We start from the raw sequence: 26,495 nt of genomic DNA on the forward strand, positions 1-26,495 counted from the left end.
CATTTCTGGCAATTTTCTACAAGTATTAGGTCATAAAAAAAAATACCTGGCATACGCAGGTACATTTTTTCAAGATACTTTTGGCTAAAAGTACCAAGATCCTGAAGATTTTACCTTGTATGGCCAGGTTGATTTAGTCTTCTGTGCGTGTCACATCTGGGAGTTACTTGTAAAGTTCAGTCGCCAAACGCCAAGCGAGAATGCCTGGAATTAAAGCCACAGCTAGAGCGATGTACACTTGAGTATCTGAGATAGTCATGGTGGAAACTCTCCTAAAAGTTCAATGAGATGATTAACATTTCTTTTACTACTTTTCCCTGTTTTGCCAAAATTGGGGAATATCTTGTTACAAGATGCAACAAAAACATGATTGATTGGTGATTGGTGATTGGTGATTGGTGATTGGTGATTGGGAAAAATACAAATAACTTCCCCCTGCTCCCTGCTAGAAAGCTCCCCTGCTTCTTCCCCAGTCACCAGTCACCAGTCCCTATTCCCTATTCCCTATTCCCCGTTATGACTTTCTACTTGGGTATTGATTTTGGTACATCTGGCGCACGAGCGATAGTGATTGATGAAGAAGCTAGGATTGTCTCTCAGATGCGTTATCCTTGGGCAAATGTGACAAATTGGGTAAATTGCTGGAAAGACGCTTTATGGGGTCTTATAGAGGGAATTTCCCAGGAATGGCGGCGGGAAGTTGGGGCGATCGCTATTAACGGTACTTCTTCTACAATCTTGCTGACTGATGCTGCTGGCCAGCCTGTAGATGCTCCCTTATTGTACAACGATCCACGGGGATCAATGATGCTCAAGGATTTGAGTAGTATTGCTCCACCTAACCACACGGTATTGAGTGCTACTTCTAGCCTGGCAAAATTGCTGTGGATGCAACAATTACCTACTTTTGGTCAAGCTAGATATTTACTACATCAAGCTGATTGGTTGGCATTTCTCTTGCATGGAAAATTAGGTATTAGCGATTATCACAACGCTTTAAAATTGGGTTATGACGTGGAAAAGTTGCAATATCCAGAATGGTTAGAAAAACTGGAAATTCCTGTGTTTTTACCCCAAGTTTTAGCACCTGGTACTCCCATTAGTGAAATAAGTCCTGAAATTGCTGCTAAATTTGGTTTTAGCCGTGATTGCTTGGTGTGTGCAGGAACAACAGATAGTATTGCGGCTTTTTTAGCAAGTGGAGCAAAATTACCAGGGGAAGCAGTAACTTCTTTGGGTTCAACCTTGGTGTTGAAACTTTTGAGTCGTACCCGTGTAGAAGATGCACGATATGGAATTTACAGCCACCGCTTAGGTGATTTATGGTTAACAGGAGGAGCTTCTAATACTGGAGGCGCTGTATTAAAAAAATTTTTCACGGATGCGGAGTTAGTTAGCTTGAGTCAAGAAATTGATGTATCAAAAGTGAGTGAGTTAGATTATTATCCCTTGTTGAAAGAAGGCGATCGCTTTCCCATTAATGATCCCCATCTACCCCCAAGACTAGAACCCAGACCAGATGATCCCAAAGAATTTTTACATGGTTTGTTAGAAAGTATGGCGCGAATAGAAGCACAAGGATATGAATTATTGCAACAACTGGGAGCAGATAAATTAAGCTATGTTTATACGGCTGGTGGTGGGGCGGCTAATTCTACTTGGACGACTATTAGATCAAGATATTTAGAAGTACCTGTAGTTGCATCTAATAAAACCGAAGCTGCTTATGGAACTGCGCTTTTGGCGATGCAGGGATCAAGAATAATTTGTAATTCGTAAAACGGGGAATAGGGAACAGGGAACAAAAGGCAAAAGTTATAGTTGTTTAACTTAAAAATGAGACAAAAAGTGATAAGTTCTGTAGATAATGATTTTAGGATAACCAAGACAGTCCAATTGTTTGGAAGATTAAATCCCCGTGGTTATTGTTTAGCTTAATGTCTCAATCTAAAGTTAAATGACTATAGTATTTTTATCCTGTTTCCCCTACCTCCCCTGCTTCTTCTGTCGCCTGTCACCTGTTATATGCAAAAAAAAGTAAAAGTTAAACCAAATTCTAAACAACAGAAAATTACAGAACAGGAAGATGGTAGTTTAATTGTAAATTTAAAATCACCACCAATTGATGGTAAAGCTAACGAAGAGTTAATTAACTTATTAGCAGAAAAATTTAATTTACCCAAGTCTCATATCAGAATTAAATCTGGTTTAACATCTCGGCAAAAATTGATAGAAATTGATGATATTGGGTAATTGGTGATTGGTGACTGGTGACTGGGATAAAAATTTTAGATTTTAGATTTTAGATTTTAGATTGGGGATAACAAAAACAATCCAAAATCCAAAATCCAAAATCCAAAATAAATAACTGCTGACTCCTGACTGCTTACATTTTCACTTTTTGTTGACAACTAACTTCTAAAGGCAGGAAAATGGTTAAAACTTCCCCATATTGGGGATTTTGACGTACAATCAACTTACCACCAATAGCTTGAAATAGATGTTTAGTTGCAGCAATATTTAAACTAATAGTTCCTGTTTCCGGTTGGAATACTAATAATTGACCTAAAGATTTACGAATTGGTAGTGTTATTGTTCTGGTTGTATCTTGACAATCTAATTGAGGTGATAATTGTAATTTGAGTTGATCACCTGCGGGAATAACTTGAACTTGAATAGAACTACCGGGGGGTAAACTGCGGGTGAAATTTTCCATTAAACCTGTGAGTACCCGATCTAGCATAGCAGGATTACTAACCACAGTTGGTAATTGCTGAGGTAAAGCCACATCTAAAGTTAAATTCCGTCGAGTTGCTGCTTGTTGCCAACGGGGGATACTTTGCTGTAAAACTTGATCCAAAGACATTGGCGTTAATTGGGTATTGCCAGATTTGGCTGTTGTACAAGTTTCTAACTCTGCGGCTTTAAATAACAACTCCATCCGATCAATTTGCTCAGTACATTCGTGATCAATAACTTGCAAACGATTAATTACAGTAGTTGGTAAATCTTGCCGCTTGAGTAGCAACCGAGTCATAGTACGAATAGTTGCCAGCGGAGTGCGAACTTCATGAGCAAAAGCCTGTAGTAATTCCACATCAGAACGGGAAGATGGTTTTGCTGATGGGGAAACATGATTTTGGGTAGGTGGAGAGATGGGAATAGTATGTGTTGGTTTATCCGTTTCTGGTTCTGCTAATTCCTGAAGCAAAAACTGGCTAAATTGAATTATAGTTTGATAGTTTGGTGCAGTTGCAGGATATTTTTGGACCAAAGCATCCAACTCGGCAAATAATTCGGGATTAGTTAAAACTACCCTCGCTCCTAAAACTTGCCAAGCTTGCTGTACTATTTCTGGTGCAAAAGAAAATAAAAATTCTTTGTTCCCGCTGCTGTTTGCTGATAATACCAAAACCAATCTAAAATTTTCGGTGAACACCAAGCAAAACTGCTCTGTTCCTAGAGGATCGGCAGGTAATAAAGGTAAAATTGATTCTTCTGGACAGATATGATTATATTTGTAAGCATAGTCTGTAATTTGCTGCGGATCTTCCCAAGGAGACATGGCCTCATTTTCTCGATTTTGGGCGATCGCACCGGAAACGTGAAACGGCATCAAAGCCAAAGGGTTAAAGGGTTGGGCAGTAAAAGTAACCGTTTTTAAACTTTTAGTTAATTTTGGCTGACTAAATAAGGGTGCTGGTGCTGTTAAAACTAAACCTTGAGTTAAACCTTGGGTTAAACCTTGAGTGATGTCAGATGTCGTGGTTGCCAAGGTATTGAGGAGGAGATGTTCTGTAGCTGCTAAACTGATGCGCCATTGTTGCTCTGCTTTAGCAGATGAACACTCAGCCGTATTTGATCGGCTTTCGGCTAAAACTTCTCTCAAACTTGGCAAAATCCATTCGTACACAGGTTTTCACCTCTCGATTAACGAGTATCTAATTGATGAGCATTTCACAGCAGCTAAAGTAGATACTGGACTATATACTTATGAGGTTATAGTCTTTTCTGCATTAGTGATAGTAGTAGAACCGAACAATTGAGTAGGAATTTCCCTGGCGATTATGGCTATGTTGACTAGAATCCAGCTTGGATAAAACATTACGAGGATATGATTACAACTTTCCTTGTTTGTTGACTTATCTAGCGGCATTCGCAACATATTGTTACAATATTTAACAGCGTTCATCTTACTGGTGGCTTTTTGATGATGGTTAAGAGTCTTCCCCCTAGTTCTCGTTCTACCGTGGAGGACAGTCGCGGAAGCGAATTGTCCTTAATTGAAGTAATACCAGAAAATAGTACAGAAGTCTTGGTGATTAATTCACCAAAATTCTCAGCAAAGCATAAGCAGACAGTATTAGCTGAAGCTGAACCTGAGACACTGCGTTATGATCCTGAAGAGATTCAAGCACATTACCAAAACCAACCTTTACAGGTTCTGCGGCGAATTTTAACAGTTTTACGACCTACGTTGTCATATCTTTTCGGGATTTGGTGGGATAAGCAACGGGGAATTGTGGTTAAAAATGATCGTCGTCGGGCAGTTCAACTGCGAGAATTATTAACAAAATTAGGTCCTGCTTATATTAAAATTGGACAGGCTTTGTCTACCAGACCGGATTTAGTTCCTCCTATATATTTGGAAGAATTAACTAAATTACAAGATCAATTACCACCGTTTCCTAATGAAATAGCTTACCAGTTTATTGAGGAAGAATTAGGAAATATTCCAGAGGAGATTTACTCGGAACTTTCAGCAGAACCAATTGCTGCTGCGTCTTTGGGACAAGTTTATAAAGGTAAACTCAAAACTGGGGAAGAGGTAGCAATTAAAGTCCAGCGGCCAGATTTGCGAGAAAGAATTACCATTGATTTGTATATTTTACGCAAGTTAGCTGGATGGGTGCAAAAAAATGTAAAACGGGTTAGAAGTGATTTAGTTGGGATTTTGGATGAATTGGGCGATCGCATTTTTGAAGAAATGGACTATATCCATGAAGGTGAAAATGCTGAACGCTTTTTTGAATTATATGGACATATCCCAGATATTTATGTACCAAAAATTTACTGGGAATACACCAACCGTCGCGTTTTAACGATGGAATGGATTAATGGTATTAAATTAACTCAAACGAAGGAAATTAAAGAACTAGGAATAGATGCACGTTATTTAATTGAAGTAGGTGTGCAGTGTTCCCTGCGTCAATTATTAGAACATGGATTTTTCCACGCTGATCCCCATCCTGGTAATTTGTTAGCTACCTTTGATGGTAAATTAGCTTATCTCGACTTTGGCATGATGAGCGAAATTAAACCGCCCCAACGTTATGGTTTAATTGAAGCTATTGTTCACGTTGTTAACCGTGATTTTGATTTATTAGCACAAGATTACGTAAAATTAGAATTTCTTTCCCCAGAAACAGATTTAACACCGATTGTTCCAGCTTTTGCTAAAGTTTTTGCTAATGCCCAAGGTGCGAGTGTCGCAGAACTAAACATTAAAAGCATTACTGATGATTTATCAGCATTAATGTATGAGTATCCTTTCCGTGTACCTCCCTATTACGCTTTAATTATTCGTTCTTTGGTGACATTGGAAGGGATTGCAATTTATATAGATCCGAATTTCAAAGTTCTCAGTGAAGCTTATCCTTATGTTTCTAAAAGATTGTTAACAGATCCATCTGATGAATTAAGAACTTCATTGAAAGATTTACTATTTAAAGATGGTAAATTCCGGTGGAATCGTTTGGAAAACTTGTTAAAAAATGCCCGTAACAATCAAGATTATGACTTTAACTTAGTCATGAATCAGAGTGTAGAATTTCTCTCTTCTGAACGCGGTGCATTTATTCGTGATAGGTTAGTAGATGAGTTTGTCAATGGAATAGACGCATTAAGTAAAAACGTTTTACATAATTTTACTTTTTTACTTCGAGAAAGGGTAGGTTTAACAGCAGTTAATGAAATACCTGGTGCGACAGTTGAACAACAACAAACTTTAGAACATATTAAACGAATTTTAGGGATTCTCCGAGAAACGAGAGGTTTTGATCCTGCTAAACTTGCTCCCCAAGTAGCGCAGGTTTTGGTTAATCCAAGAGTACATTATTTAGGACAACAAATTGCTAATCGTTTTACCCAAAAAGCTGTCGCTAGGTTAATTCGACAATTATTAGCAGATGAAGCAATTGGGTGATTGGTGATTGGTGATTGGTGATTGGTGATTGGTGATTGGGAATCATATAATTAATTACCCATTACCCGTTACCCATTACCCATTACCTATTAGTAATTCAAAATTGAGGAACAGGGAACAGGAAAAAATAATTACTGTCACCTGTCACCTGTCACCTGTCACCTATTATAAAGAACTAAGCCTATCGCGCAAAATTTCCGCTTGTTTTTGTGCTTCTGCTAAAGCATCTCTGGTAGTTTGTACCACATCTGCGGGGGCTTTATCTACAAAGTTGGAATTACTCAATCTTCCAGTTAAAGCTTTAACTTCCGCTTCCACTTTATTCAAGCTTTTCTCTAATTTTGCTCGCAATACTTCAACATCAACAACTCCAGTGAGAGGAATAACAATTTGCACAGTACCCACAACTCCTGAAATAGAATTTTCTTTTTTCTGTTCAGGTTCTTTTTCAGCTTCTTTTTCAGCTTCTTTTGCTTCTATGATAGCAGGTTCTATTTCTGTGTCTGTTGGTGTTTCCTTCGCTGGGAAGTATTTAGCAAATAATTCTTGTCTCGCTTTCCCATTGAGTAAATAACGGACTACAAACCAACCAGAATAAAATAAACCAACTGTTTCAAAGAAACTACCAAAAAGCGGTATCCGTAAAGATGTATTTCCCACAAAAATAGCAACTCTGAGAGTAACTAAGACTGCCAGAATTAAACCAATAGTTTTCAAAGTCCGCCAATAGGAACTGCTGAAAATTTCGTTATTTTTTGGTAATTCTGTTGGTGTTTCTCCAGTATTGTCTGGAGTGATTTCTATGGAAGTGGGATCGTTAATAGTTAAGGTTTCTACCTTGGCTAAATCTTTGATATAAGCTTCACCAGTAATGAGAATTGACCTTTCTTTTTCGCTTTCACTTTGCAAATTAGCGGTAATTTTTGCCCCTGGTTTAACATCAGCTTCCGCCCGTAAATTACGAATTGTGCGGATAGCACCAATTAACAAATCAAATTGTGTTTCTAAGTCAGCATCAATTAGATTTGTATCCGCTTCTGGATAGCTTTGTAAAGCTAAAACTTGGGGATTTTCGGCTGGTTGTTGGGTGAGAGTTTGCCAAATTTCTTCGGTAATATGGGGCATGAAAGGATGTAATAATTTTAAAATTCCTTCCAATATTTCCGCTAATATTTGTTGGGCAACTTTACGAGAAGCGGGATCTGCGTCTTTTTGTAATCTGGATTTTACTAATTCAATATACCAGTCACAAAAATCCCCCCAAATAAACTCATAAAGTCCTTTTGCTGCTTCCCCTAAACCGTAATTATCAATGTAGTTATTTGTCTGTTTAACTACTTGATGATAACGGGAAAGAATCCATTTATCACTGAGTTCTGTGGGTTCTGGTTTGCCTAATTGGGCTGGTGTTTGTCCGTCCAAATTCATCATTACAAATCGGGCGGCATTCCAGATTTTATTAGCAAAATTTCGGGATGCTTCTACAGAAATAGATTCATCTTTTTTGCGGTCATATTCTAAACGAATATCTTGACCTGCACCGACTACTTCTTTCACTAATGTATAACGCAGGGCATCAGTTCCATATTTATCAATCAACAATAATGGGTCAATTCCATTGTTTGCTGATTTGGACATTTTCTTATTATTTTCATCCCTCACTAAACCGTGAATATAAACGGTTTTAAAGGGCATTTTTCCGGTAAAATGTCCTGCCATTAAGGTCATTCTCGCTACCCAGAAAAAGATAATATCAAATCCTGTAACTAAGGTAGCGTTGGGATAGTAGGTTTCTAAGTCTTTGGTTTGTTCCGGCCATCCTAAAGTTGAGAAAGGCCATAAACCGGAAGAAAACCAAGTATCTAATACGTCGGGATCTTGTTCTAATTTGACTTCTTCACCAAATTGGGCTTTGGCTTTTTCTAATGCTTCATCTGCGGTTTTAGCAACAAAGAAGGGTGTAGTGTCGGTAATTTCTCCGTTGGTTTCGCTGACTGCATACCAAGCAGGTATTTGATGACCCCACCATAATTGACGGGAAATACACCAGTCACGCAGATTTACTAACCAGTCTCTATAGACTTTTCTCCAGCGTTCGGGGACAAATTCGGGGGAGTTTTGGTTATCGAGGAAGTCGAGGGTTTTGTCAGCGATGGGGCGAATTTTAACAAACCACTGGGTACTTAATAGGGGTTCAACGGGGACTTTGCCGCGATCGCTATAGGGTACTGTATGTTTATATTCTTCTATTTTTACCAGTACACCGTCAGCTTCTAAACGAGCAATTACATTTTTTCTAGCAACAAAACGGTCTTGTCCTTGGAACTCACCCGCATTTTCGTTAAGCGTGCCGTCTTTGTTCATGATATTGATAAACGGCAAATCATGACGCTTACCCATTTCAAAGTCGTTAGGGTCATGGGCAGGTGTCACTTTTACGCATCCAGTACCGAAAGCAGGATCAACTAATTCATCACCAATGATCTGTATTTCCCGATTCATGATCGGTAAAGTGAGGGTTTTACCAATTAAATCTTTATACCGTTCATCTTCCGGGTTTACCGCTACTGCTGTATCACCTAACATGGTTTCGGGTCTTGTTGTGGCGACTTCCACAAATCCAGAACCATCGGTGAGAGGATAACGAAAGTGCCAAAGATTACCATTTACTTCCTTGGGTTCGACTTCCAAATCAGAGACGGCAGATTGTGACGCAGGACACCAGTTAACTAAATAATTACTCCGGTAGATTAGACCTTCTTCATAAAGACGAATAAATGCTTCTAAAACAGCTTTTGATAAACCTTCATCTAGGGTAAAGCGTTCCCGCGACCAGTCTACGGAAACACCCAAACGGCGTAATTGATTGACAATTGTACCGCCTGATTCGTTTTTCCATTGCCAAGCACGTTCTAAGAATTTTTCCCTACCTAAATCGTAGCGAGTTTTACCTTCTGCTTTGAGTTGTTTTTCCAGAATGGTTTGTACTGCTATACTTGCGTGATCAGTACCGGGTAGCCAAAGGGCGTTTTTACCTTTCATTCTTTGATAGCGAATGATGGCATCAATTAACGCACTTTCAAAGGCATGACCCATGTGTAAACTGCCGGTGACGTTTGGGGGCGGAATAACAATACAGTAGGGTTCACCGGGATGATCGGGATCTGCTTTGTAGACTTGGTTTTCTTCCCAGAATTTCTGCCATTTCGCTTCTGTGGAGAATGATTCGTAAACACTGGGGAGATTTGGTATAGTTGCGGTCATGCTGGGAATTTTCAGTTTTTGAGGACTCTGATCAATTTTGCCACAAGGTAGGATAGATGGTGATTTGTTACGAACCGCAAAGTTCGCAAAGTTCGCAAAGTTGGAAGATTATGTAATTTAGTCAACAAGAGATTTGTATCTAATATTATTAGTATTTTTAGCGATGTTAGCAATTATGATAAAATATTGATTGCTAATCAAATTACTTAATTAATTCGATGAATGAATTATTAAATCGGATTACGCAAATACCTGGGCAATGTGGAGGTCGTCCTTGCATTCGAGGTATGAGAATTAGAGTTAGTGACATTTTAGAAATGTTAGCGGAAAATGTCAGCGTTAGCGAAATTTTAGAAGATTTTCCTGATTTAGAACCAGAAGATATCCAAGCTTGTTTGGTGTTTGCTGCAAGAAGTACTGATTTTGTGCGGTTAACAGCATGAAGATTTGGATTGATGCACAGTTACCCCCGAAATTAGCAAATAAGACATGGTGACAAAAATTAAAACTGCGTTTGGGAACGGGTTTCTTTAACTAAACGCAGACAATCTTCCAGATCATCACCTTGCCAAGTTCCAGCATAATGTAGTAAATCACCTGCTTTTTTACCTCGTTTGATAGGGGAAATACGACGTAATGGGCGTTGATTTAAGGTGCTTCTTTCCTGAATAGAATCGAGAAAATCACTAACTAAGGAAAGCTGTTCTGGTGGTAGTTGGGATATCTGTTTTTCAATCTTTTGATGTAGTTCTAAATCTGTCATCTGTACCTCGTTTTGATAGGAAGACAAAATACTTAGCTGATTCTATTTTATCTCAGAATCACCGCCCCTTACCAACATCTTTCATACCAATTTACAAAATAATGAGCCAGATTTATTGTAGGGGTTTAGCATTGCTAAACCCTTACCCACCGCGCATTCTCATCATCAATATGGTATTGCATCATTAAAGTATGAATTGTGTTTCGCGCAAAGACGCAAAGGAGCAAAGACGCAAAGGAAAAATGGGATAAATATTAATTTTTACATAAGGCGTTCATATCAACGGGATGGGGTGAAGACGAAGAAGAACCCGTAATATAAGCCTGGAATGATGAGCCGAGATAATTTATACCAATAGCCGCTTCTATTTGTGATTCGGAAAGATTACTACTTGGTCTAGCGTATGCAATTCTTAATTGATAATTACCACCAGAAGTAGCAGAAGAAATATATAAATTCCGATTTGTAGTTTCAGTAGCTTTTCGACTAAAATACCAGGCTTCAAGAATTGATTTTGGTAGAACAGCGCTTGCTGATAGAAGAATAGCACCAGTTTTCTTATCAACCATTTGTGTAGTAAGTTGTGGCATAAAATTAGAATAGTCCGAGTTGGGAGTAGTAAGTTCAAAAAAGACAATATTTCCAGGATCAGTCTTGACGCTATAGGAATCATATCTTGACGCAGAATTATGAAGAGTTCCCTGCGGAGCAACCTTATCATTTGCATCAATACTACCCTGAATAGTCTCGCATTTAAGAGGGAAAAGATTCTCACCCGGAACTAAAATAACTTTATTCTTTGTTTCTGCAAAAGAAGGTAAAGCAGTCAGCAAAACCAGCGCACATCCTTGGGATATCAATTGATAAATTTTCATGATTTTTTATCTATTTTTATCAATATTCTACATTCATTTCGATTCAAAAAACATCGTTACTGGTTTAAATTCGGTAACGATGTTTAGCGTTATATCAAAAAACCCTTAACAACTATATCCTATTCTTCCCGATTCTGCAATCTTTCTAACAACTCCTCACGGGATAAACTACCCAAAGACAAAAGTAACTGAGTGCGTTCAGCAATAGGAAACTTAGCAATCTTTTCCACCGCACCAGATAACTCAGCATCTAAACTACCAAACCGCCCTTCCAACAGAGAAGTTATTAACAAAAGTTGTCCTTCCTGTCTTCCTTCCTGTCTTCCTTCCTGTCTTCCTTCTTGCTTTGCTTCTTGTCTCCATTCTTCCCGTTGTTGTAAATAAGCTGGTGATAAGTTCATAATCTCTTCCTCCTCTTCTCTACTTAAATTATCTCTCAATTCTAAATTCTTACGCCAGTCCGCTAAAATCTCTAACAAATTCTCCCTAAAAGGGTTGTTTTCTGGTAAAGTCGTTAACTCCTCTACTGCTCTTTTTTGTGTTCCTCCTTTCCCTAAAACCCTTAACCATAAAGTATCCTCATTTTCTGGTAATTGATGAATCACAACTATTGCTGTTTTCAAAATATCATGCAGAAAATAAATACCCTTAACCCAATCTTCTCCTATCTCATTTGCACCTAATCCTTTAATCATGCGAGGTGAGAAAGTTGGTGTTAAAATCCATAACATCGGGAATTCTGATTCAGCAATATTTTTGTTTTCTCGTTTTGCTTTCCTGACAAGATCGCCATGAACAGCATATAATTTGAGTAAACAACTGCGAATTTCTATTTCTGATGGTGGGTTACGAAAAACCTCAATTAAACATTGAGTTTTGGCGATTTTACCTAATAAACCCAAAGGTAAATTTTCCTGAGTGGGTGTAGGAAAGGGTTCAAACCAAACATCAATTTCTTGAACTTCGCTTTTCACCTTTTCGCTTTTTTTGATTGTTCCTACAGGTGTTAATAATTCCTCTAGGTATTCTTTAGCAAATTGATCGTGAGTTTGTCGAGTCATTTGATGATATTAAAAATCACATTTTTACAAAAATCATCCTAAACATGAAAAATATTGTATAATAATAATGTTACTATAAAATTATACTTTTAATAGTAGTTAACCCCAAGCAATCAAACAAATGTTACAATCAATCGAAGGCATTTATCAAGACGGAAAAATTGAGCTAACCGAAATGCCAACAGGCATCAAAACAGCGCGAGTAATTGTAACTTTTATTGATGCAAATGCTTCTGTAGATTTGTCATCTCGTGGGATTAATGAAGAACAAGCTGCAAATTTAAGAGCTAGATTACAATGTTTTGCAGAAGATTGGGAACAACCAGAAATGGAAGCTTACGATGCCTTATAATCGTGGTCAAGTAGTGCTGGTTTTGTTCCCAGACTCAAACTTAAAAACTGCTAAACGTCGTCCTGCTTTAGTGGTTCAATCTAATAATATTGGTACTGGTTTATCGCAAACTATTATAGCTATGATTACTAGCAATGTTTCCCGTGCTGGACACCCTAGCAGAGTTTTTGTGAATATAGCAACACCACCAGGAAAACAAACAGGATTAGTTAGCGATTCTGTGATTATGACAGATAATCTAGCAACTGTTTTAGATACAGAAATTGATAAAGTGATTGGTTTTTACTCAGAAATGTCTTTAGTAGATGCAGCACTCAGACATACATTGGAAATTTAAAATTAGACATTTAAAATTGTGTTGTGTCTGCCAGAGAATTTCTGCATCTTGTAAAAATGGCAATCGCTCCAGGTTGAAAAATCTCTAAAATCCGATGTTTACCATTGCTGAACGATATACAGTTGACGGTAATGTAACTACTTATTAAAATTCGTATTAAACAACTGTTTAGCCTGTTCATAAACCTGAATATCAATCACAACTATCCCATTCTCCTGAGCATAATTTTCAATCTTCTTCCGTGCAAAAGGACGCACAAAAAAAGGAATTTCTTTGATTTTTGCTTCCGCTTCCGCAGTCCATTTAATTTGTTCACTCATAGATTTTTAGGTTGTGAATGATGTGACAGATTTCGATTTATACACAGTTACAAAAATAGAGCATTTTTCATGTATTTCTTAAATCTTCTTTTTCGCTTCTTTCTTCCTTTGCGTCTACCCTGCGGGATCTCCTTACGGAGATTGCGTCTTTGCGTGAGATATAAAAATCTGGTTCACGAAAATCACTATAATATCGTTACCAGGTTGAACCCAGTAACGATATTTAACAAGAACTATTTTAGCATTGTTGTGCTACAGGTTCTTTAGCCAAAAATTCCTCTAACTCAGTTAAAGCCTCATCTTCAATCTTAGTCTGCATGGGGCAGAACTTAGGACCACACATAGAACAAAACTCAGCCTTTTTATAAACATCATCAGGCAAAGTTTCATCATGATATTCCCTAGCTCGCTCAGGATCTAAAGATAACTCAAATTGACGATTCCAATCAAAATTATACCGCGCTCTAGACAGTTCATCATCCCGATCTCTCGCACCAGGGCGATGTCTAGCAATATCAGCAGCATGAGCAGCTATTTTATAAGCAATTAACCCATTCCGCACGTCTTCCGCGTTAGGTAAACCTAAATGTTCTTTAGGTGTCACATAACACAGCATCGCCGTACCATACCAACCCGCCATAGCAGCACCAATAGCAGAGGTAATATGATCATAACCAGGAGCAATATCAGTCACCAAAGGACCAAGAACATAGAAAGGAGCTTCTGAACATTCCTCCATTTGCTTGCGGACATTAAACTCAATTTGATCCATAGGCACATGACCAGGACCTTCTACCATTACCTGGACATCATGTTCCCATGCTCTGCGGGTGAGTTGACCTAAAGTTTTCAGTTCCGCTAACTGCGCTGCATCTGTCGCATCATGGGTACATCCAGGACGCAGGGAGTCGCCTAAACTGAAAGTAACATCATATTTCTTGAAAATCTCAATGATGTCGTTGAAATGGGTATACAGGGGGTTTTGTTTGCGGTGCAGCAACATCCACTTAGCCAAAATACCACCACCACGGGAAACAATACCTGTGAGACGGGTTTTCACTAAAGGTAAATGTTCTATTAACAAACCCGCGTGGATAGTTTGATAGTCTACCCCTTGTTGAGCGTGTTTTTCAATGATGTGAAGAAAGTCGTCAGCAGTGAAGTTTTCCATTCTGCCGTGGACACTTTCTAAAGCCTGGTAAACTGGAACAGTACCGATAGGAACGGGTGAAGCCTTGATAATAGCGGTACGAATTTCATCTAAATTACCGCCACCTGTGGAAAGGTCCATCACGGTATCAGCACCGTATTTAATAGATAATTTGAGTTTTTCTAGTTCTTCTTGAACATCGGAAGAATTAGGAGATGCACCAATATTAGCATTGACTTTACATCTAGAAGCGATACCTATAGCCATCGGTTCTAGGTTAGTGTGATTAATATTCGCCGGGATAACCATTCTTCCCCGTGCTACTTCTTCGCGTATCAGTTCAGGAGGTAGGTTTTCCACCTTAGCGATGTGGTACATTTCCTCAGTAATTACACCTTGGCGAGCGTAGTGCATTTGTGTAACATTACCCTGCCCACGTCGCTTGGCTATCCATTCAGTTCGCATATAATAATCCTCAATATACAGCTTCCCTACGCTGGTATTATCCAGTCTCAGGTGTTAAGGGTTTGATCTCAGCTTGGCTTTCACAAGCACCCCTAGCATTTATAGAATTTTAGCATTTTGTGGATGAGTAACGGGAGGAGTTTAAGATTTTTTGGTGTTTTGGTATTTTTGTCCGTGAAAGTGGGATATTCCTCAATTTGGATGAAAATAGGTATAAATTTCTTGTGCTAATCTCGGTCCTATTCCCGCAACTTCTGTTAATTGCTGTGGAGTAGCTTGACGGATATAATCAACGGAGCGAAAATGAGCTAGTAGTAACTTTTGTCGATGGTGTCCTAAACCGGGAATTTCATCTAAGCGGGATCTTTTCAATTTATCACTTCTTTGTTGTCGATGAAAACTCACAGCAAACCGATGTGCTTCATCCCGCAACCTTCGCAATAACTGTACTCCTGGTTGTTCTGCATCTGTTTCTAAAGGTAAAGACTCACCGGGTAAAAAGATTTCTTCCCGTTTTTTTGCTAAACTCACAACTCGCAAGTCTGCTAACAAATTCATTTCTTCTAAAATAGATACTACCGCAGATAATTGACCTTTTCCACCATCAATCATAATTAAATCTGGCCAGTCAGAATTTCCTAATCTTGGTAATTTTGGATCTTCAATATATTTCCTAAATCTTCTGTGAATCACTTCTGCTAAACTGGCAAAATCATCAGAATGTCCAATAGTCACATGGGGATTTTTAATTTTATAATGACGGTAATATTGTTTTGCTGCTAAACCATCAATAAATACCACTTGAGAAGCTACTGCATTACTTCCTTGAATGTGAGAAATATCATAACCTTCAATGCGGTGGGGTAAGTCTGGTAAATCAAGAATTGCTGTTAAATCTTCTAAGGATTTTTGATTACTATCACCCAATTTTTGCATTCTTTGTAATTCAAATTGGGCGTTTTTTTCTACCATTTCTATTAATTCTGCTTTTGTTTGTCGCAAAGGGGCAATAATATTTACTTTTCTGCCTTTTCTTTGTGTTAAAATTTCTGCTAAAATTTCCCCATCGGGTAATTCATGTTGTACTAAAATTTCTGTGGGAATTTCTACACTATCTGCTGTTTGATAATGTTCTTCTAATACTCTTTGTAAAATTGCTCCTGGTTCAGCGTGAGAGTTAGCAACAAACGCTAATCTTCCGACTAACTGACCTGCACGAATTTGAAATAATTGAATGTATGCGTGTTGATTATCAGCGGCTAAAGCAATGGCATCTCTGGATACTGTATCATCGGGTAAGGATACTTTTTGCTGTGCGGTTAAGGATTTTAAACCAATAATTTGATCACGAATTTTTGCCGCAGTTTCAAAATTCAATTCTTCCGCTGCTGCTTCCATTTGTGCTGTTAAAATATCTATTAATTCTTGAGTTCTTCCTTGAAATACCATTGCTATTTTTTGGATGATTTTATGGTATTCTTCTACAGAAATTAACTTTTGACAAACTCCAGGACAACGACCAATATCATAATTTAAACAAGGACGATCTTTAAATAAAGGTTGGGGTCTTTGTTTTTGGGGAAATATGCGTTTACATAAGTGCATAATTTCCCGTAATAAACCTGAGTCTGTGTAAGGTCCGTAGTATTTATCTTTTTTATCTTTGGGTTTTCCCAGTTGACGTTTGCGAGTAATAAAAATGCGCGGATATTCCTCGGACCAGGTAATGCAGAGATAAGGATATTTTTTATCGTCTTTTAGTAAAACATTAAAATATGGTTGATGTTGTTTGATTAAATTTGCTTCTAATGCTAAAGCTTCTGCTTCGGTATCCGTGACGATAAATTCAATTTCTGTCACTAATTTAACCATCGTGTTGATGCGTTGGGTTTTGTTAGTGTAGTCACGGAAATAGGAACGAACACGCGATCGCAATTTTCGAGATTTACCTATATAAATAATGCGATCGCTTTCATCTCGCATTAAATAAACCCCTGGTACTGGGGGAATTTCTGCTAAACGGGTTTCTAGTTTCTCTGGGTTTTTAACTAAGGGTAGAGTTGGGGATGATACTGTCACGGCTAATATTAGGTAATTTTACAAATAAATACCTTTCTTTATTGTAAGAAATATTTTTAATGTCATCTAATTTTTGATGAAGATGCGATGAATTAATTATATAATGAACCGCAAAGGACGCAAAGCACACAAAGAAAACCAGAAAACCAGGGAATAAATTCCCTGTCTTATAGCTAAAGTCGGTTAAAACTGACTATTGTGCCAAGATTATGGTTTATTAAACGCTAGAATTAATAAATTCAGCAATTCTACTTACTGCCGTTTCTAACACTTCTGGTTCTTGCACTAAAGCAAAACGCACATATCCTTCCCCTGCTGGACCAAAACCCGCACCTGGGGAAGCAGCTACACCAGTTTGTTTAACTAACTCTGTACAAAATTTGATAGAATTATTACTCCAAGGTTCTGGTAATTTTGCCCAAATATACATAGTTGCTTCTGGTGTGGGAACGTTCCAACCTATGCTGTGTAAGGCATTGATGAAAGCATCCCGACGTTGGCGGAAAATAGAGACTGCATTTTTTACACCATCTTGATTGCCTGTGAGTGCTGCGATCGCCCCATTCAAAATTCCCAAATACTGATTAAAATCGACGGTAGCTTTGACTTGTTTTAAAGCTTGAATTAATCGGGAATTACCGATAGCATAACCTATGCGGAAACCACCCATATTATAAGATTTAGACAGGGTGAAAAATTCAATAGAAACGCTTTTTTCAGGGTCAGCTTGTAAAATTGAAGGAACTGAGGATTTTAGATTTTGGATTTTGGATTTTGGATTGAAAGTTTCGTTCTGGGTAAATACTAAATCTACGTAGGGGAAATCATGGACTAAAACAATGTTATGCTTTTGACAAAAAGCTACAGCTTCTTGAAAGAAAGATAAAGGAGCGATCGCACTGGTAGGATTATGGGGATAGCTTAACACCATCATCCGTGACTGAGCCAAAACCGAAGCGGGAATATCAGTCAACACTGGTAAAAAATTGTTTTCTGCCTTTAATGGCATTGGGTAAATTTGCCCACTTGCTAAATAAACTCCTCCCGCATGGGAAGGATAACCAGGATCTAACAATAACGCAAAATCACCAGGATTGAGAATTGCTAAAGGTAAATGTGCAGTTCCTTCCTGAGAACCAATCAAAGGTAAAACTTCTGTTTCTGGGTCAACTTTAATACTGAATTTTTGCTCATACCATTGCGCCGCAGCCTGGCGAAATTCTTGAGTACCGCGAAACAGCAAATAACCGTGAGTGCTAGGGTCATCAAGAGATTTGGCGATCGCATCAATAATATGATTATCTACTGGTAAATCAGAAGACCCCAGAGACAAATCAATTAATTCCTTTCCAGCAGACACAGCCAGCGATTTAGCCCTGTCCATATCCGCAAATACATTAGCTTGTAAGGGTTGTAAACGATTTGCAAATTGCATTTTAGTCATTAGTCATGGGTCATTAGTAATTAGTCATTGGGCATGGGGCGGAAAATTTTAGATTTTAGATTTTAGATTGTGGTTGACAAAAATAATCCAAAATCCAAAATCCAAAATCCAAAATAAAAAACTCCTGCCTCCCCTGCTGCCCCCAGTTCCCAGTACCTGACCATTGACTAATTACTATTTAAATGATGATCTAAAAGACTGAGTAATTGATCTTTGCTGATAACTCCCTCAGTCGATTCTAGCAGTTGGTTTTCTTTAATTAACCTGAGTGCAGGGACACCTTCCACCTGATACTGTTTTACAGTTAGGGGGTTAGGGTCAATTTCCATCTTGACAATTTTTAGGCGATCGCTGTACTTAGTAGCAGCTAGATTAATCATTGGCGACATCAATTGACAAGGACCACACCAGGAAGCCCAAAAGTAAACTAATACAGGCTGCTCGGCTTTTAAAACCTCAGTTTCAAACTCAGCATCAGTGATAGTTATTACACCCTTACTCATTAAAGTCTCCATTAGGTGGCATCGTTAAAAGTTGACACACACATTACTGTATCGTAAAAAGAGTCAGGAGTCAGGAGTCAGGAGTCAGAATAATTTTAGATTTTAGATTTTAGATTTTAGATTGGAGTTGACAGAAACAATCCAAAATCCAAAATCCAAAATCCTTTCATTGTATCCCTAGTCCCCAACGAAACAAAATCCCACAACCTTGAGTGTGGGATACTCTCAAATGTGTTTTCTGCAAAACTTACAACTGATCTAATTGTCTCTTTAAAGCTTCCAACTCAGCATCCACTGGTTCACGAGGTCCATCTGTGGTAGTTGGTTGTTGTGTATTGCTGGTTTGTTGTTGTGGGGGTAGTTGCGGTTGAGGTGGTGCTGGTGATAGCATACTTGCTTTCAAGGCTGCCAATTCATCATCAACATCGCTACTACCTTCCAACTGGGCAAATTGGTTTTCTAAAGTTCCACCTACTAATTCTGCTGTAGACTGAGCGCGAGCTTCTTGCATCAATACCTTTTCTTCCATGCGCTCAAAAGCAGCCATAGCACTGCTGGTACTCATCCCACTAACCATTGAACCCAGTTGTTCTTGAGCTTTAGCAGCAGTAATCCGCGCTTTGAGCATTTCTTTCTTGGTTTTAGCTTCAGAAATTTTGCTCTCTAGCTGGATTAAATTCTTTTTCAGAGTTTCCACCTGTACAGTCTGCTGCTCCAAACTAGCTTTTAATGCTGTAGCAGTATCATTAAAAGTTTTCTTGCGCTCTAATGCTTGACGAGCTAGGTTTTCATCACCTTTTTGCAGAGCTAGTTGGGCGTTACGTTGCCACTTATTAACTTCATTTACAGCATCATTGTATTGTTTCTCTGTGCGTTTTTGGGCGGCGATCGCTTGTGCAATACCTTGACGTAACTGTACCAAGTCTTCCTGCATTTCCAACAGGGCTTGTTCCAGCATTTTTTCTGGATCTTCTGCTTTATTGATTAAATCGTTAACATTCGCACTAACTACTCTTTTAAGCCGATCAAATAATCCCATAACTTTGTTTTTCCTTGTTTTTATGCTTGAGGTTTACGCGCTTGGTTAGACAGTGAACTTTTTTACTGTTTAATAGCTACTTATTTCAATTTAATCTTTTTAGTCGGGAATGGTATTTTTACAATACTCTCTCCATTCTGGATCATGACAATATAATTCAGCTACATTAACTCATCAGATTCAACATTTAGTAGTTTTCATTACTTGCTGTACTGCAAAGCTATAGCTCAAGCTATATCTGTGTCTGCTGGTTATTTACCTCCTTTAACATTTGGGTTTTCATTGCTGCTAGTTCGGTCTCAACATCATTATTCATAGAATTCAACTTAGCAAATCCTGTTTCCAGATTGTCACCACCCAATTGACTAATAGCTGCTGATTGTGCTTCCATCTGTATAACTTTATCTTCCATCCGTTCTAATGCACCCAGACTAGATGTAGTAGAAAATTCACTCAGCATTTCCTGAAGTTTATAGGATGCCGCCGCAGAACGAGCGCGAGCAATGTACATATCTTTTTTGGTTTTTACCTCTGCGGTTTTCAACTCCAAACTACGCATATCCTGTTTTAACTTCTCTACAACTTGTTTTTGCTGTTCTATTTGCTCAAACAAAGCCGTAGCCGTTTGTTGGTAAGTTTGGCGTTTGGTGAGAGCTTCCCTGGCTAAAACTTCATTACCTTGTTGGAGAGCTAGTTGAGCGCGACGATACCATTCTTGAGATTGAGATTCTGCTGCAAGTGCTTGACGTTCAGTGCGTTTTTGGGTAGCGATCGCACCAGCAACTCCCTGTCTCAATTGTACCAAATTTGACTGCATTTCCAGAAAGGTTTGCTCCAAAACTTTTTCTGGATCTTCAGCACCGTTTACCAAACTGTTGACATTAGCACCAATCACCCGCAAAATGCGCTTCATCACTTCCATACTCAAATATGCCCCCTTCAGGTTTTAGCAACCAGCAAATTTAGGCTTCTTTCCATGATCACTTCTGAATTATCAGTCCTTAATTATCAATTATCAACTATCAATTATCAACTATCAATTACCTATCATGGTTTTAGTACACGGGCTTTAATGCCTTTTGTCTGTAGTTGCTTTAAACGTTGTTTTGCTTGCTCTTCAGTCTTCAACGCACCAAGATAAATATACTTTTGTCCATCTGATAAATAAGCATCAGGAACAACTTGCCGCGCATTTGCTAAAGCATTATTGCCTTGATTATCAGCCACAATATAATAGTACCTATCCGCTGATGGTTTTATTTCTGTATTCAGTCCTGGTAAAGTTTCCTTGGGCTTGGGTATAGCTGAAACATTGGGGACTGAAGTTGGTGGAACTACTGGACTTATGGGTGTTTCGATGACTATGGGTTGGGGAGTAGCTGTCGGGGTTGGTTTAACTTTCGGTGTTAAACCTATTATATCATTAGTATCTCTAACCTGTGGAAACTCACGAGCAGCTAAGTTAGGATATTTGGGAATAGGCGTGATTTGTGGTTGGTCTATAGGTGAGATATTATTGGCAGTTGCATCAGTATTTTCACTTATTTGTGAGTAAACACGGTTAAAAAATTTGCTTAAATACAACTGTGGCACAGTTTGGGGATTAAATACTACATAGCCTAAAGTTAAACTAGCTAACAGCAGCAGCAGCATAGAACCAATACCCAAAGGTGACAGTAAACTGTCGTTAGAATTACTTGATTTGTTGGTTGGTGGTTGTTCTTCTTGGAGACTTCGCAGCAGTGCTTCACTTGATTCTAAATAATCATCTGGGTGTTTGGGAGTATGATTTGCCGGCACAGGAGTTTCACTTTCAGCAGCCTTGGGCTTTGTCGGTACTATATTACTGATAGGCTTTGACTCTGGTGGCTGAGGTGGGGTTTGTATTTTTGTAGACTGTTCGGCAGAAGACAGTGGTAAATGATTGATTTCTTCCTGTTTTTCCACATCTGAGACAGGATTTTCTAGAAAAATTGAGTTATTCTTAAATTCTGCCGTTGATGGCTGAGTTGTTACGAATGTCTCAGTTATTGTATTTAACTCTTGGGATGGCTGAGGAATATAATTTTCTACACTAACTGTTTTCGGTTGCCTCACTCCATTGCGTGCGCGTCGGTATCTAGTTAACTCTTGATCTAGCTGTACTTCTAAACTTCCTAGTGCTGTGGCTAGTGCTGGCTTTAACCCAGAGGTTTTAGAGGATGGTTTATCAGAATCAATGGTAAGATTTTGACTCATTGCCAGGATACCTTAAATGCGATACTGCTGTATGAATTTTATCAGTAAAAAATTCAAGTGACTCCTGGATCTTCTGACTCCTGGATCTCCTGACTCCTTCCTAAAATCTAAAATCTAGATGTCGTTGAAATCTGTTAATGATATTTTAGGCATTCTCCAACTGGAAGCCCAATGGCAGGAACAACCTTTTTCACGCTTGCTCAAGTGTTGGGAAGAAGTTGTTGGGGTTAAGGTTGCTGCACAAACGCGCCCTTTGTCGATTCAGCGTGATGTTTTGTGGGTAGCAACTTCTAGTGCAGCTTGGGCGCAAAATTTGACTTTCCAACGCAAAAATCTGCTGTTAAAGTTAAATCAAAAGTTAAATCACGAGATATCTAGACCTTTGATAGATATTCGGTTTTCTACTGCCCAATGGAAACAAACACCATTACCAGACAACCCGCAACAAACTTTATCACCCCAAGCACACCCTAGTTATTTGGGTGAAACTATATCTAAGTCTGAACTTAAAGCTACTGCTAAAAATGCTCAGACAGCGTTTGAACAATGGGCTAGAAATAGACAAGAGCGATCGCATAACTTAAACTTACCTCTTTGCCCCCAATGTCAATGTCCATCCCCACCAGGTGAAGTCCAACGCTGGGGTGTTTGTTCTCCTTGTGCCGCTAAATTTGTCATTGATAAACCGGGAAACAAAGAATAGCCAAAATGCAACATCTAAAAGGCTCGTGTCATCCAAATCTCACTCTTTATCTTTGATCCCCAATGCTTTCTAGGCAAAAACAAGTATGTGGTCACTTCACTAATCATATACAAATATGACAGAATTATAAAAACATAATAAAAGTTTTTTTTGAAAAAAATCCCTAGAACCCTGATGAGATAATCACTTCTTGGCTTTTATACCTATTTTGTCAGGGAACGAAAATATTAAGTGTGATAATTACCCTTCGTTCCCAGTCAAAACTCAAGATTATGAAACCAATTAACCCTTTAACATCAGCCTGTAGGTATTGTCGTCATTACCAACCAGAAGGCCGTCGTGGTGGTATGTGTCAGCAATTAAATGCACCTGTTCAAGCGGGCTGGAAAGCTTGTTCTTTAGCGATCCCGGCTTTTGCTCCTACATGGGAATCTTTAGAAGATGGTTGGAGTTTACCATTATCTAAACCTATTGTACCTATCTTACCCGTTACTGCTAATATCAATTCCGATTTAGAAAATTTAGAATTTACAACCGTTGCGGAAACATCTGTTTCCTCGTTACCAGAGGTAAAAACCAAAGTTTTAGCTGTTTAAGACTTGGTTACTACTTTTGGTGACTACTCTAATTATATTTTTCCCAATCAGACGGCTAAATATAACATTGGCATTTAATTTAGGATGGCAAATTTTTTGGTGCTGCAATTTTGTTTTTGATAAAGCCTTATTAGCATCGCACCTTGTGATCAGGTGCGCTTGAGAGGATGGTTAAGGCAACCAGGGAAAGTCACGAAAATTGGGGGGACGTTTTTCGAGAAAAGCTTGTTTGCCTTCTGATCCTTCTGCTGTCATGTAGTAAAGTAAAGTGGCGTTACCAGCCAGTTCTTGTAACCCTGCCTGTCCGTCACAGTCAGCGTTAAATGCTGCCTTTAAACAACGTATAGCAATGGGACTTTTTTCTAATATTTCCTGCGCCCATTTTATCCCTTCGGCTTCGAGTTCTGCGACAGGAACTACTGTATTAACTAAACCCATTTCTAAAGCTTGTTCGGCATTATATTGACGACAAAGAAACCAAATTTCTCGCGCTTTTTTCTGTCCAACTATTCGCGCTAAATAACTCGCACCAAAACCACCATCAAAACTTCCTACTTTTGGTCCAGTTTGTCCAAAAATAGCATTATCGGCTGCTATGGTTAAGTCACAAATTAAATGTAAAACATGACCACCACCAATAGCATAACCGGCGACTAAAGCAATCACTACTTTAGGCATGGAACGGATCAAACGTTGCAAATCTAGCACATTTAAGCGCGGAATCCCTTCATCATCAACATAACCAGCTTGTCCGCGTACACTTTGATCACCACCGGAACAGAAAGCATATTTTCCATCTGTGTGGGGACCTGCACCCGTAAATAGAACTACACCAATATTAGTATCTTCACGAGCATCACAAAAAGCCTCATAAAGTTCAAAGACAGTTTTCGGGCGGAAAGCATTGCGTTTGTGGGGACGGTTGATGGTTATTTTCGCAATACCATCGGTTTTTTGATACAGAATATCTTCGTAGGTTTTAACAGTTTTCCAGTCTGTTGACATAGAGATAACTTAACTATGGTGCTTGAAAATTTTATCAGGGAAGAGGTGACAGGTGACAGGTGACAGTAAGAAGGGAATAGGGAACAGGGAACAGGTGAGGTGAGGAGATGGGGAGATGGGGAGATTAATAACTAATAACTAATAACTAATTACTAAACAGACATGATATTATTTGATTATTATTGTATTCTGAAGTTGGAAAAATCCAATAGGATGATTTTATGTCTTACAGTGATTTTACTTTAGAAGCGGTTAAGAAAAACCTGAATCTCAAAATTTCTACGAGAGATAATATTTTTGCTGGAGTTACACCATCGCCAATAAGTGATTATTTACAGGAAACTTTAGCTTATAATGTTCCTTTTGCTTTGGCTAGTAATACGGAAAAATCTCGTTCTGAGATGATTATTACACCTATTTTATTAGAGTTAACTAAACAGAAAAAACAGAAAAATCAAGAAATTAGTTTGTTCTCTGGTGTAGAATTTAATGTTGATTATAGTCAGGGTTTAAGCGGTAATTGTGATTTTATTATTAGTCGTTCTCCTGAATTTTTATTAATTAATGCCCCGGTAATTTTAGTTGTTGAAGCCAAGAAAGAAAATATTAAAGGTGGTTTAGGTCAATGTATTGCAGAAATGTATGCTGCTAGGTTATTTAATGAAAGAGAAGAAAATGAAATTACAGAAATTTATGGTGTGGTAACTACTGGGGAAATTTGGAAGTTTTTAAAGTTATCAGATGAACGGGTACAGATTGATTTAGCCGAGTATTTTTTAAATGATGTTGCTAAAATTATGGGTATTTTAACGAGTGCTGTCAAGTAATTAGGTGACAGGTGACAGGTGACAGAAAAGTGTTTTGTCCAATTACCAATTACCAATTACCCATTACCAAACATTAAAATATACCAAATAAATCAGCTTTATGACTTTTTTAACTGTAAGAATCAGTTGAGTCAGAGTAGAATTAATCTGGCCAATTTTCTCTGGTTAAATCTCTACAAACAGGAGGTTAAATTTTGGCTAAGTTGAAAGTCGCTATTAACGGTTTTGGGCGGATCGGTCGTCTGGTACTCCGTGCGGGTATTAATAATCCTAACATTGAATTTGTGGGGATTAATGATTTAGTACCACCGGATAATTTGGCTTATCTTTTAAAGTACGACTCTACACACGGTAAGTTAAAAAGTAAGGTGGAAGCTAGGGAAGATGGCATGGTAATTGATGGCCATTTTATTCCTTGTGTTTCTGTTAGAAATCCCGCAGAATTGCCTTGGGGTAAATTGGGTGTAGATTATGTTGTAGAATCTACTGGACTTTTTACTGATTATGCTGGGGCGGAAAATCACTTAAAAGCTGGTGCAAAAAGAGTTGTGATTTCTGCACCTACAAAAGATCCAGAGAAAGTGAAAACAATGGTGATGGGTGTAAACCATCAATCTTATGATCCAGCAAAGGATTTAATTGTTTCCAATGCTAGTTGTACTACAAATTGTTTAGCGCCAATTGCTAAAGTTATTAATGATAACTTTGGTTTGGCTGAAGGTTTGATGACTACAGTTCATGCGATGACTGCTACTCAACCTACAGTAGATGGACCAAGTAAAAAAGACTGGCGCGGTGGTAGAGGTGCTGCTCAAAATATTATTCCTTCTTCCACCGGTGCAGCTAAAGCTGTGGCTTTGGTTTTACCAGAGTTGAAAGGCAAGTTAACAGGGATGGCTTTTAGAGTTCCTACCCCTGATGTTTCGGTAGTTGATTTAACTTTCAAAACTGTCAAATCTACAAGTTACAAAGAAATTTGTGCAGCAATGAAACAAGCTGCTGAGGGTGAGTTAGCAGGTATTTTGGGTTATACCGATGAAGAGGTAGTTTCTACAGATTTTCAAGGTGATGCCCACTCTAGCATTTTTGATGCTGGTGCAGGAATTGAATTAAATTCTAACTTCTTTAAAGTTGTTTCCTGGTATGACAACGAATGGGGTTACTCTAACCGTGTTGTTGATTTGATGTTGTCAATGACACAGAAGTAAAAATTGATAATTGACAATTGACAATTGACAATTGATAATTGTCCATTTTCCATTGTCAATT

25 protein-coding genes and 1 riboswitch are annotated in these 26,495 nt (G+C 38.4%); of the genes, 10 read left to right on the forward strand and 15 right to left on the reverse strand.

The genetic code is table 11. From position 1 onward, the window contains the following. Positions 1-163 precede the first annotated feature (163 nt). A complete protein-coding gene (gene psaM / locus K2F26_RS08700; RefSeq protein ID WP_194053009.1) occupies positions 164-259 on the reverse strand; it encodes a photosystem I reaction center subunit XII in 96 nt (31 codons plus the stop codon). A gap of 257 nt (positions 260-516) precedes the next feature. Here psaM and K2F26_RS08705 point away from each other — a divergent pair, with 257 nt between their 5' ends. Continuing rightward, positions 517-1,779 (forward strand): FGGY-family carbohydrate kinase, encoded by a 1,263-nt coding sequence (locus tag K2F26_RS08705; RefSeq protein ID WP_220611140.1) that lies wholly within the window; start codon positions 517-519, stop codon positions 1,777-1,779. Positions 1,780-2,025: 246 nt separating this feature from the next. Further along, the gene (locus tag K2F26_RS08710; protein ID WP_220611141.1) at positions 2,026-2,253 is read left to right on the forward strand and encodes a DUF167 domain-containing protein; all 228 of its coding nucleotides are present in this window, start codon (positions 2,026-2,028) and stop codon (positions 2,251-2,253) included. 133 nt (positions 2,254-2,386) lie between these two features. On the opposite strand, the gene K2F26_RS08715 is transcribed toward K2F26_RS08710, so the two are convergent. After that, positions 2,387-3,913, reverse strand: a complete 1,527-nt coding sequence (locus K2F26_RS08715; protein ID WP_220611142.1) for a sensor histidine kinase — start codon at positions 3,911-3,913, stop codon at positions 2,387-2,389. A 297-nt stretch (positions 3,914-4,210) separates the two neighbouring features. On the opposite strand from K2F26_RS08715, the gene K2F26_RS08720 reads away from it, so the two are divergent. After that, positions 4,211-6,205 (forward strand): ABC1 kinase family protein, encoded by a 1,995-nt coding sequence (locus K2F26_RS08720; protein ID WP_220611143.1) that lies wholly within the window; start codon positions 4,211-4,213, stop codon positions 6,203-6,205. 165 nt (positions 6,206-6,370) lie between these two features. Here K2F26_RS08720 and K2F26_RS08725 read toward each other — a convergent pair whose 3' ends face one another. Next, complete coding sequence (locus tag K2F26_RS08725; RefSeq protein WP_220611144.1) at positions 6,371-9,469, reverse strand: valine--tRNA ligase; 3,099 nt, start codon at positions 9,467-9,469, stop codon at positions 6,371-6,373. Between the two features lie 218 nt (positions 9,470-9,687). On the opposite strand from K2F26_RS08725, the gene K2F26_RS08730 reads away from it, so the two are divergent. After that, entirely contained in the window at positions 9,688-9,912 is a 225-nt protein-coding gene (locus K2F26_RS08730) for a DUF433 domain-containing protein (RefSeq protein ID WP_220611145.1), read from the forward strand. A gap of 59 nt (positions 9,913-9,971) precedes the next feature. Here the strand turns inward: K2F26_RS08730 and K2F26_RS08735 are convergent, their stop codons facing one another. From K2F26_RS08735 to K2F26_RS08745, 3 genes are all read right to left on the reverse strand, one after another. Then, positions 9,972-10,232: a hypothetical protein gene (locus K2F26_RS08735; RefSeq protein WP_220611146.1), complete on the reverse strand. Its 261-nt coding sequence runs from the start codon at positions 10,230-10,232 to the stop codon at positions 9,972-9,974. A gap of 254 nt (positions 10,233-10,486) precedes the next feature. Further along, positions 10,487-11,107: a hypothetical protein gene (locus tag K2F26_RS08740; RefSeq protein ID WP_220611147.1), complete on the reverse strand. Its 621-nt coding sequence runs from the start codon at positions 11,105-11,107 to the stop codon at positions 10,487-10,489. A 119-nt stretch (positions 11,108-11,226) separates the two neighbouring features. Continuing rightward, entirely contained in the window at positions 11,227-12,168 is a 942-nt protein-coding gene (locus tag K2F26_RS08745; protein ID WP_220611148.1) for an RpnC/YadD family protein, read from the reverse strand. Positions 12,169-12,289: 121 nt separating this feature from the next. Between K2F26_RS08745 and K2F26_RS08750 the strand changes: the two genes are divergently transcribed. After that, positions 12,290-12,520, forward strand: a complete 231-nt coding sequence (locus K2F26_RS08750; RefSeq protein ID WP_187040985.1) for a hypothetical protein — start codon at positions 12,290-12,292, stop codon at positions 12,518-12,520. Continuing rightward, positions 12,510-12,857 carry a type II toxin-antitoxin system PemK/MazF family toxin gene (locus K2F26_RS08755; RefSeq protein WP_194052985.1) on the forward strand — a complete coding sequence of 116 codons (348 nt, stop codon included), beginning with the start codon at positions 12,510-12,512 and terminating at the stop codon, positions 12,855-12,857. Before K2F26_RS08750 ends, K2F26_RS08755 begins: the two co-directional genes overlap by 11 nt. Before the next feature lie 137 nt (positions 12,858-12,994). Here K2F26_RS08755 and K2F26_RS08760 read toward each other — a convergent pair whose 3' ends face one another. From K2F26_RS08760 to K2F26_RS08795, 8 genes are all read right to left on the reverse strand, one after another. Further along, complete coding sequence (locus K2F26_RS08760; protein ID WP_220611149.1) at positions 12,995-13,177, reverse strand: PCP reductase family protein; 183 nt, start codon at positions 13,175-13,177, stop codon at positions 12,995-12,997. Positions 13,178-13,415: 238 nt separating this feature from the next. After that, on the reverse strand, positions 13,416-14,792 hold the full coding sequence (thiC, locus tag K2F26_RS08765) for a phosphomethylpyrimidine synthase (RefSeq protein ID WP_220611150.1): 1,377 nt from the start codon (positions 14,790-14,792) through the stop codon (positions 13,416-13,418). A 6-nt stretch (positions 14,793-14,798) separates the two neighbouring features. Then, a riboswitch (TPP riboswitch) is annotated at positions 14,799-14,896 on the reverse strand. 88 nt (positions 14,897-14,984) lie between these two features. After that, positions 14,985-16,871, reverse strand: a complete 1,887-nt coding sequence (gene uvrC / locus K2F26_RS08770) for an excinuclease ABC subunit UvrC (RefSeq protein WP_220611151.1) — start codon at positions 16,869-16,871, stop codon at positions 14,985-14,987. Between the two features lie 217 nt (positions 16,872-17,088). Next, positions 17,089-18,315, reverse strand: a complete 1,227-nt coding sequence (locus K2F26_RS08775) for an LL-diaminopimelate aminotransferase (protein WP_220611152.1) — start codon at positions 18,313-18,315, stop codon at positions 17,089-17,091. A 167-nt stretch (positions 18,316-18,482) separates the two neighbouring features. After that, positions 18,483-18,818, reverse strand: a complete 336-nt coding sequence (locus K2F26_RS08780) for a thioredoxin family protein (RefSeq protein ID WP_220611153.1) — start codon at positions 18,816-18,818, stop codon at positions 18,483-18,485. Between the two features lie 247 nt (positions 18,819-19,065). Further along, positions 19,066-19,857 carry a PspA/IM30 family protein gene (locus tag K2F26_RS08785; RefSeq protein ID WP_220611154.1) on the reverse strand — a complete coding sequence of 264 codons (792 nt, stop codon included), beginning with the start codon at positions 19,855-19,857 and terminating at the stop codon, positions 19,066-19,068. Between the two features lie 232 nt (positions 19,858-20,089). Continuing rightward, positions 20,090-20,779 carry a PspA/IM30 family protein gene (locus K2F26_RS08790; RefSeq protein WP_220611155.1) on the reverse strand — a complete coding sequence of 230 codons (690 nt, stop codon included), beginning with the start codon at positions 20,777-20,779 and terminating at the stop codon, positions 20,090-20,092. 125 nt (positions 20,780-20,904) lie between these two features. Continuing rightward, a complete protein-coding gene (locus tag K2F26_RS08795; protein WP_220611156.1) occupies positions 20,905-22,095 on the reverse strand; it encodes an SPOR domain-containing protein in 1,191 nt (396 codons plus the stop codon). A gap of 118 nt (positions 22,096-22,213) precedes the next feature. Here K2F26_RS08795 and K2F26_RS08800 point away from each other — a divergent pair, with 118 nt between their 5' ends. Beyond that, on the forward strand, positions 22,214-22,798 hold the full coding sequence (locus tag K2F26_RS08800) for a DciA family protein (protein WP_220611157.1): 585 nt from the start codon (positions 22,214-22,216) through the stop codon (positions 22,796-22,798). 272 nt (positions 22,799-23,070) lie between these two features. Then, the gene (locus K2F26_RS08805) at positions 23,071-23,394 is read left to right on the forward strand and encodes a hypothetical protein (RefSeq protein WP_220611158.1); all 324 of its coding nucleotides are present in this window, start codon (positions 23,071-23,073) and stop codon (positions 23,392-23,394) included. A 171-nt stretch (positions 23,395-23,565) separates the two neighbouring features. On the opposite strand, the gene menB is transcribed toward K2F26_RS08805, so the two are convergent. After that, a complete protein-coding gene (gene menB, locus K2F26_RS08810; RefSeq protein WP_220611159.1) occupies positions 23,566-24,399 on the reverse strand; it encodes a 1,4-dihydroxy-2-naphthoyl-CoA synthase in 834 nt (277 codons plus the stop codon). Between the two features lie 221 nt (positions 24,400-24,620). Here menB and K2F26_RS08815 point away from each other — a divergent pair, with 221 nt between their 5' ends. Both K2F26_RS08815 and gap read left to right on the forward strand, forming a co-directional pair. After that, the gene (locus tag K2F26_RS08815) at positions 24,621-25,226 is read left to right on the forward strand and encodes a hypothetical protein (RefSeq protein WP_220611160.1); all 606 of its coding nucleotides are present in this window, start codon (positions 24,621-24,623) and stop codon (positions 25,224-25,226) included. A 194-nt stretch (positions 25,227-25,420) separates the two neighbouring features. Continuing rightward, positions 25,421-26,434 carry a type I glyceraldehyde-3-phosphate dehydrogenase gene (gap, locus tag K2F26_RS08820; RefSeq protein ID WP_220611161.1) on the forward strand — a complete coding sequence of 338 codons (1,014 nt, stop codon included), beginning with the start codon at positions 25,421-25,423 and terminating at the stop codon, positions 26,432-26,434. Positions 26,435-26,495: the final 61 nt, after the last annotated feature.

The organism is Sphaerospermopsis torques-reginae ITEP-024, assembly GCF_019598945.1.
Classification (GTDB): Bacteria; Cyanobacteriota; Cyanobacteriia; order Cyanobacteriales; family Nostocaceae; genus Sphaerospermopsis.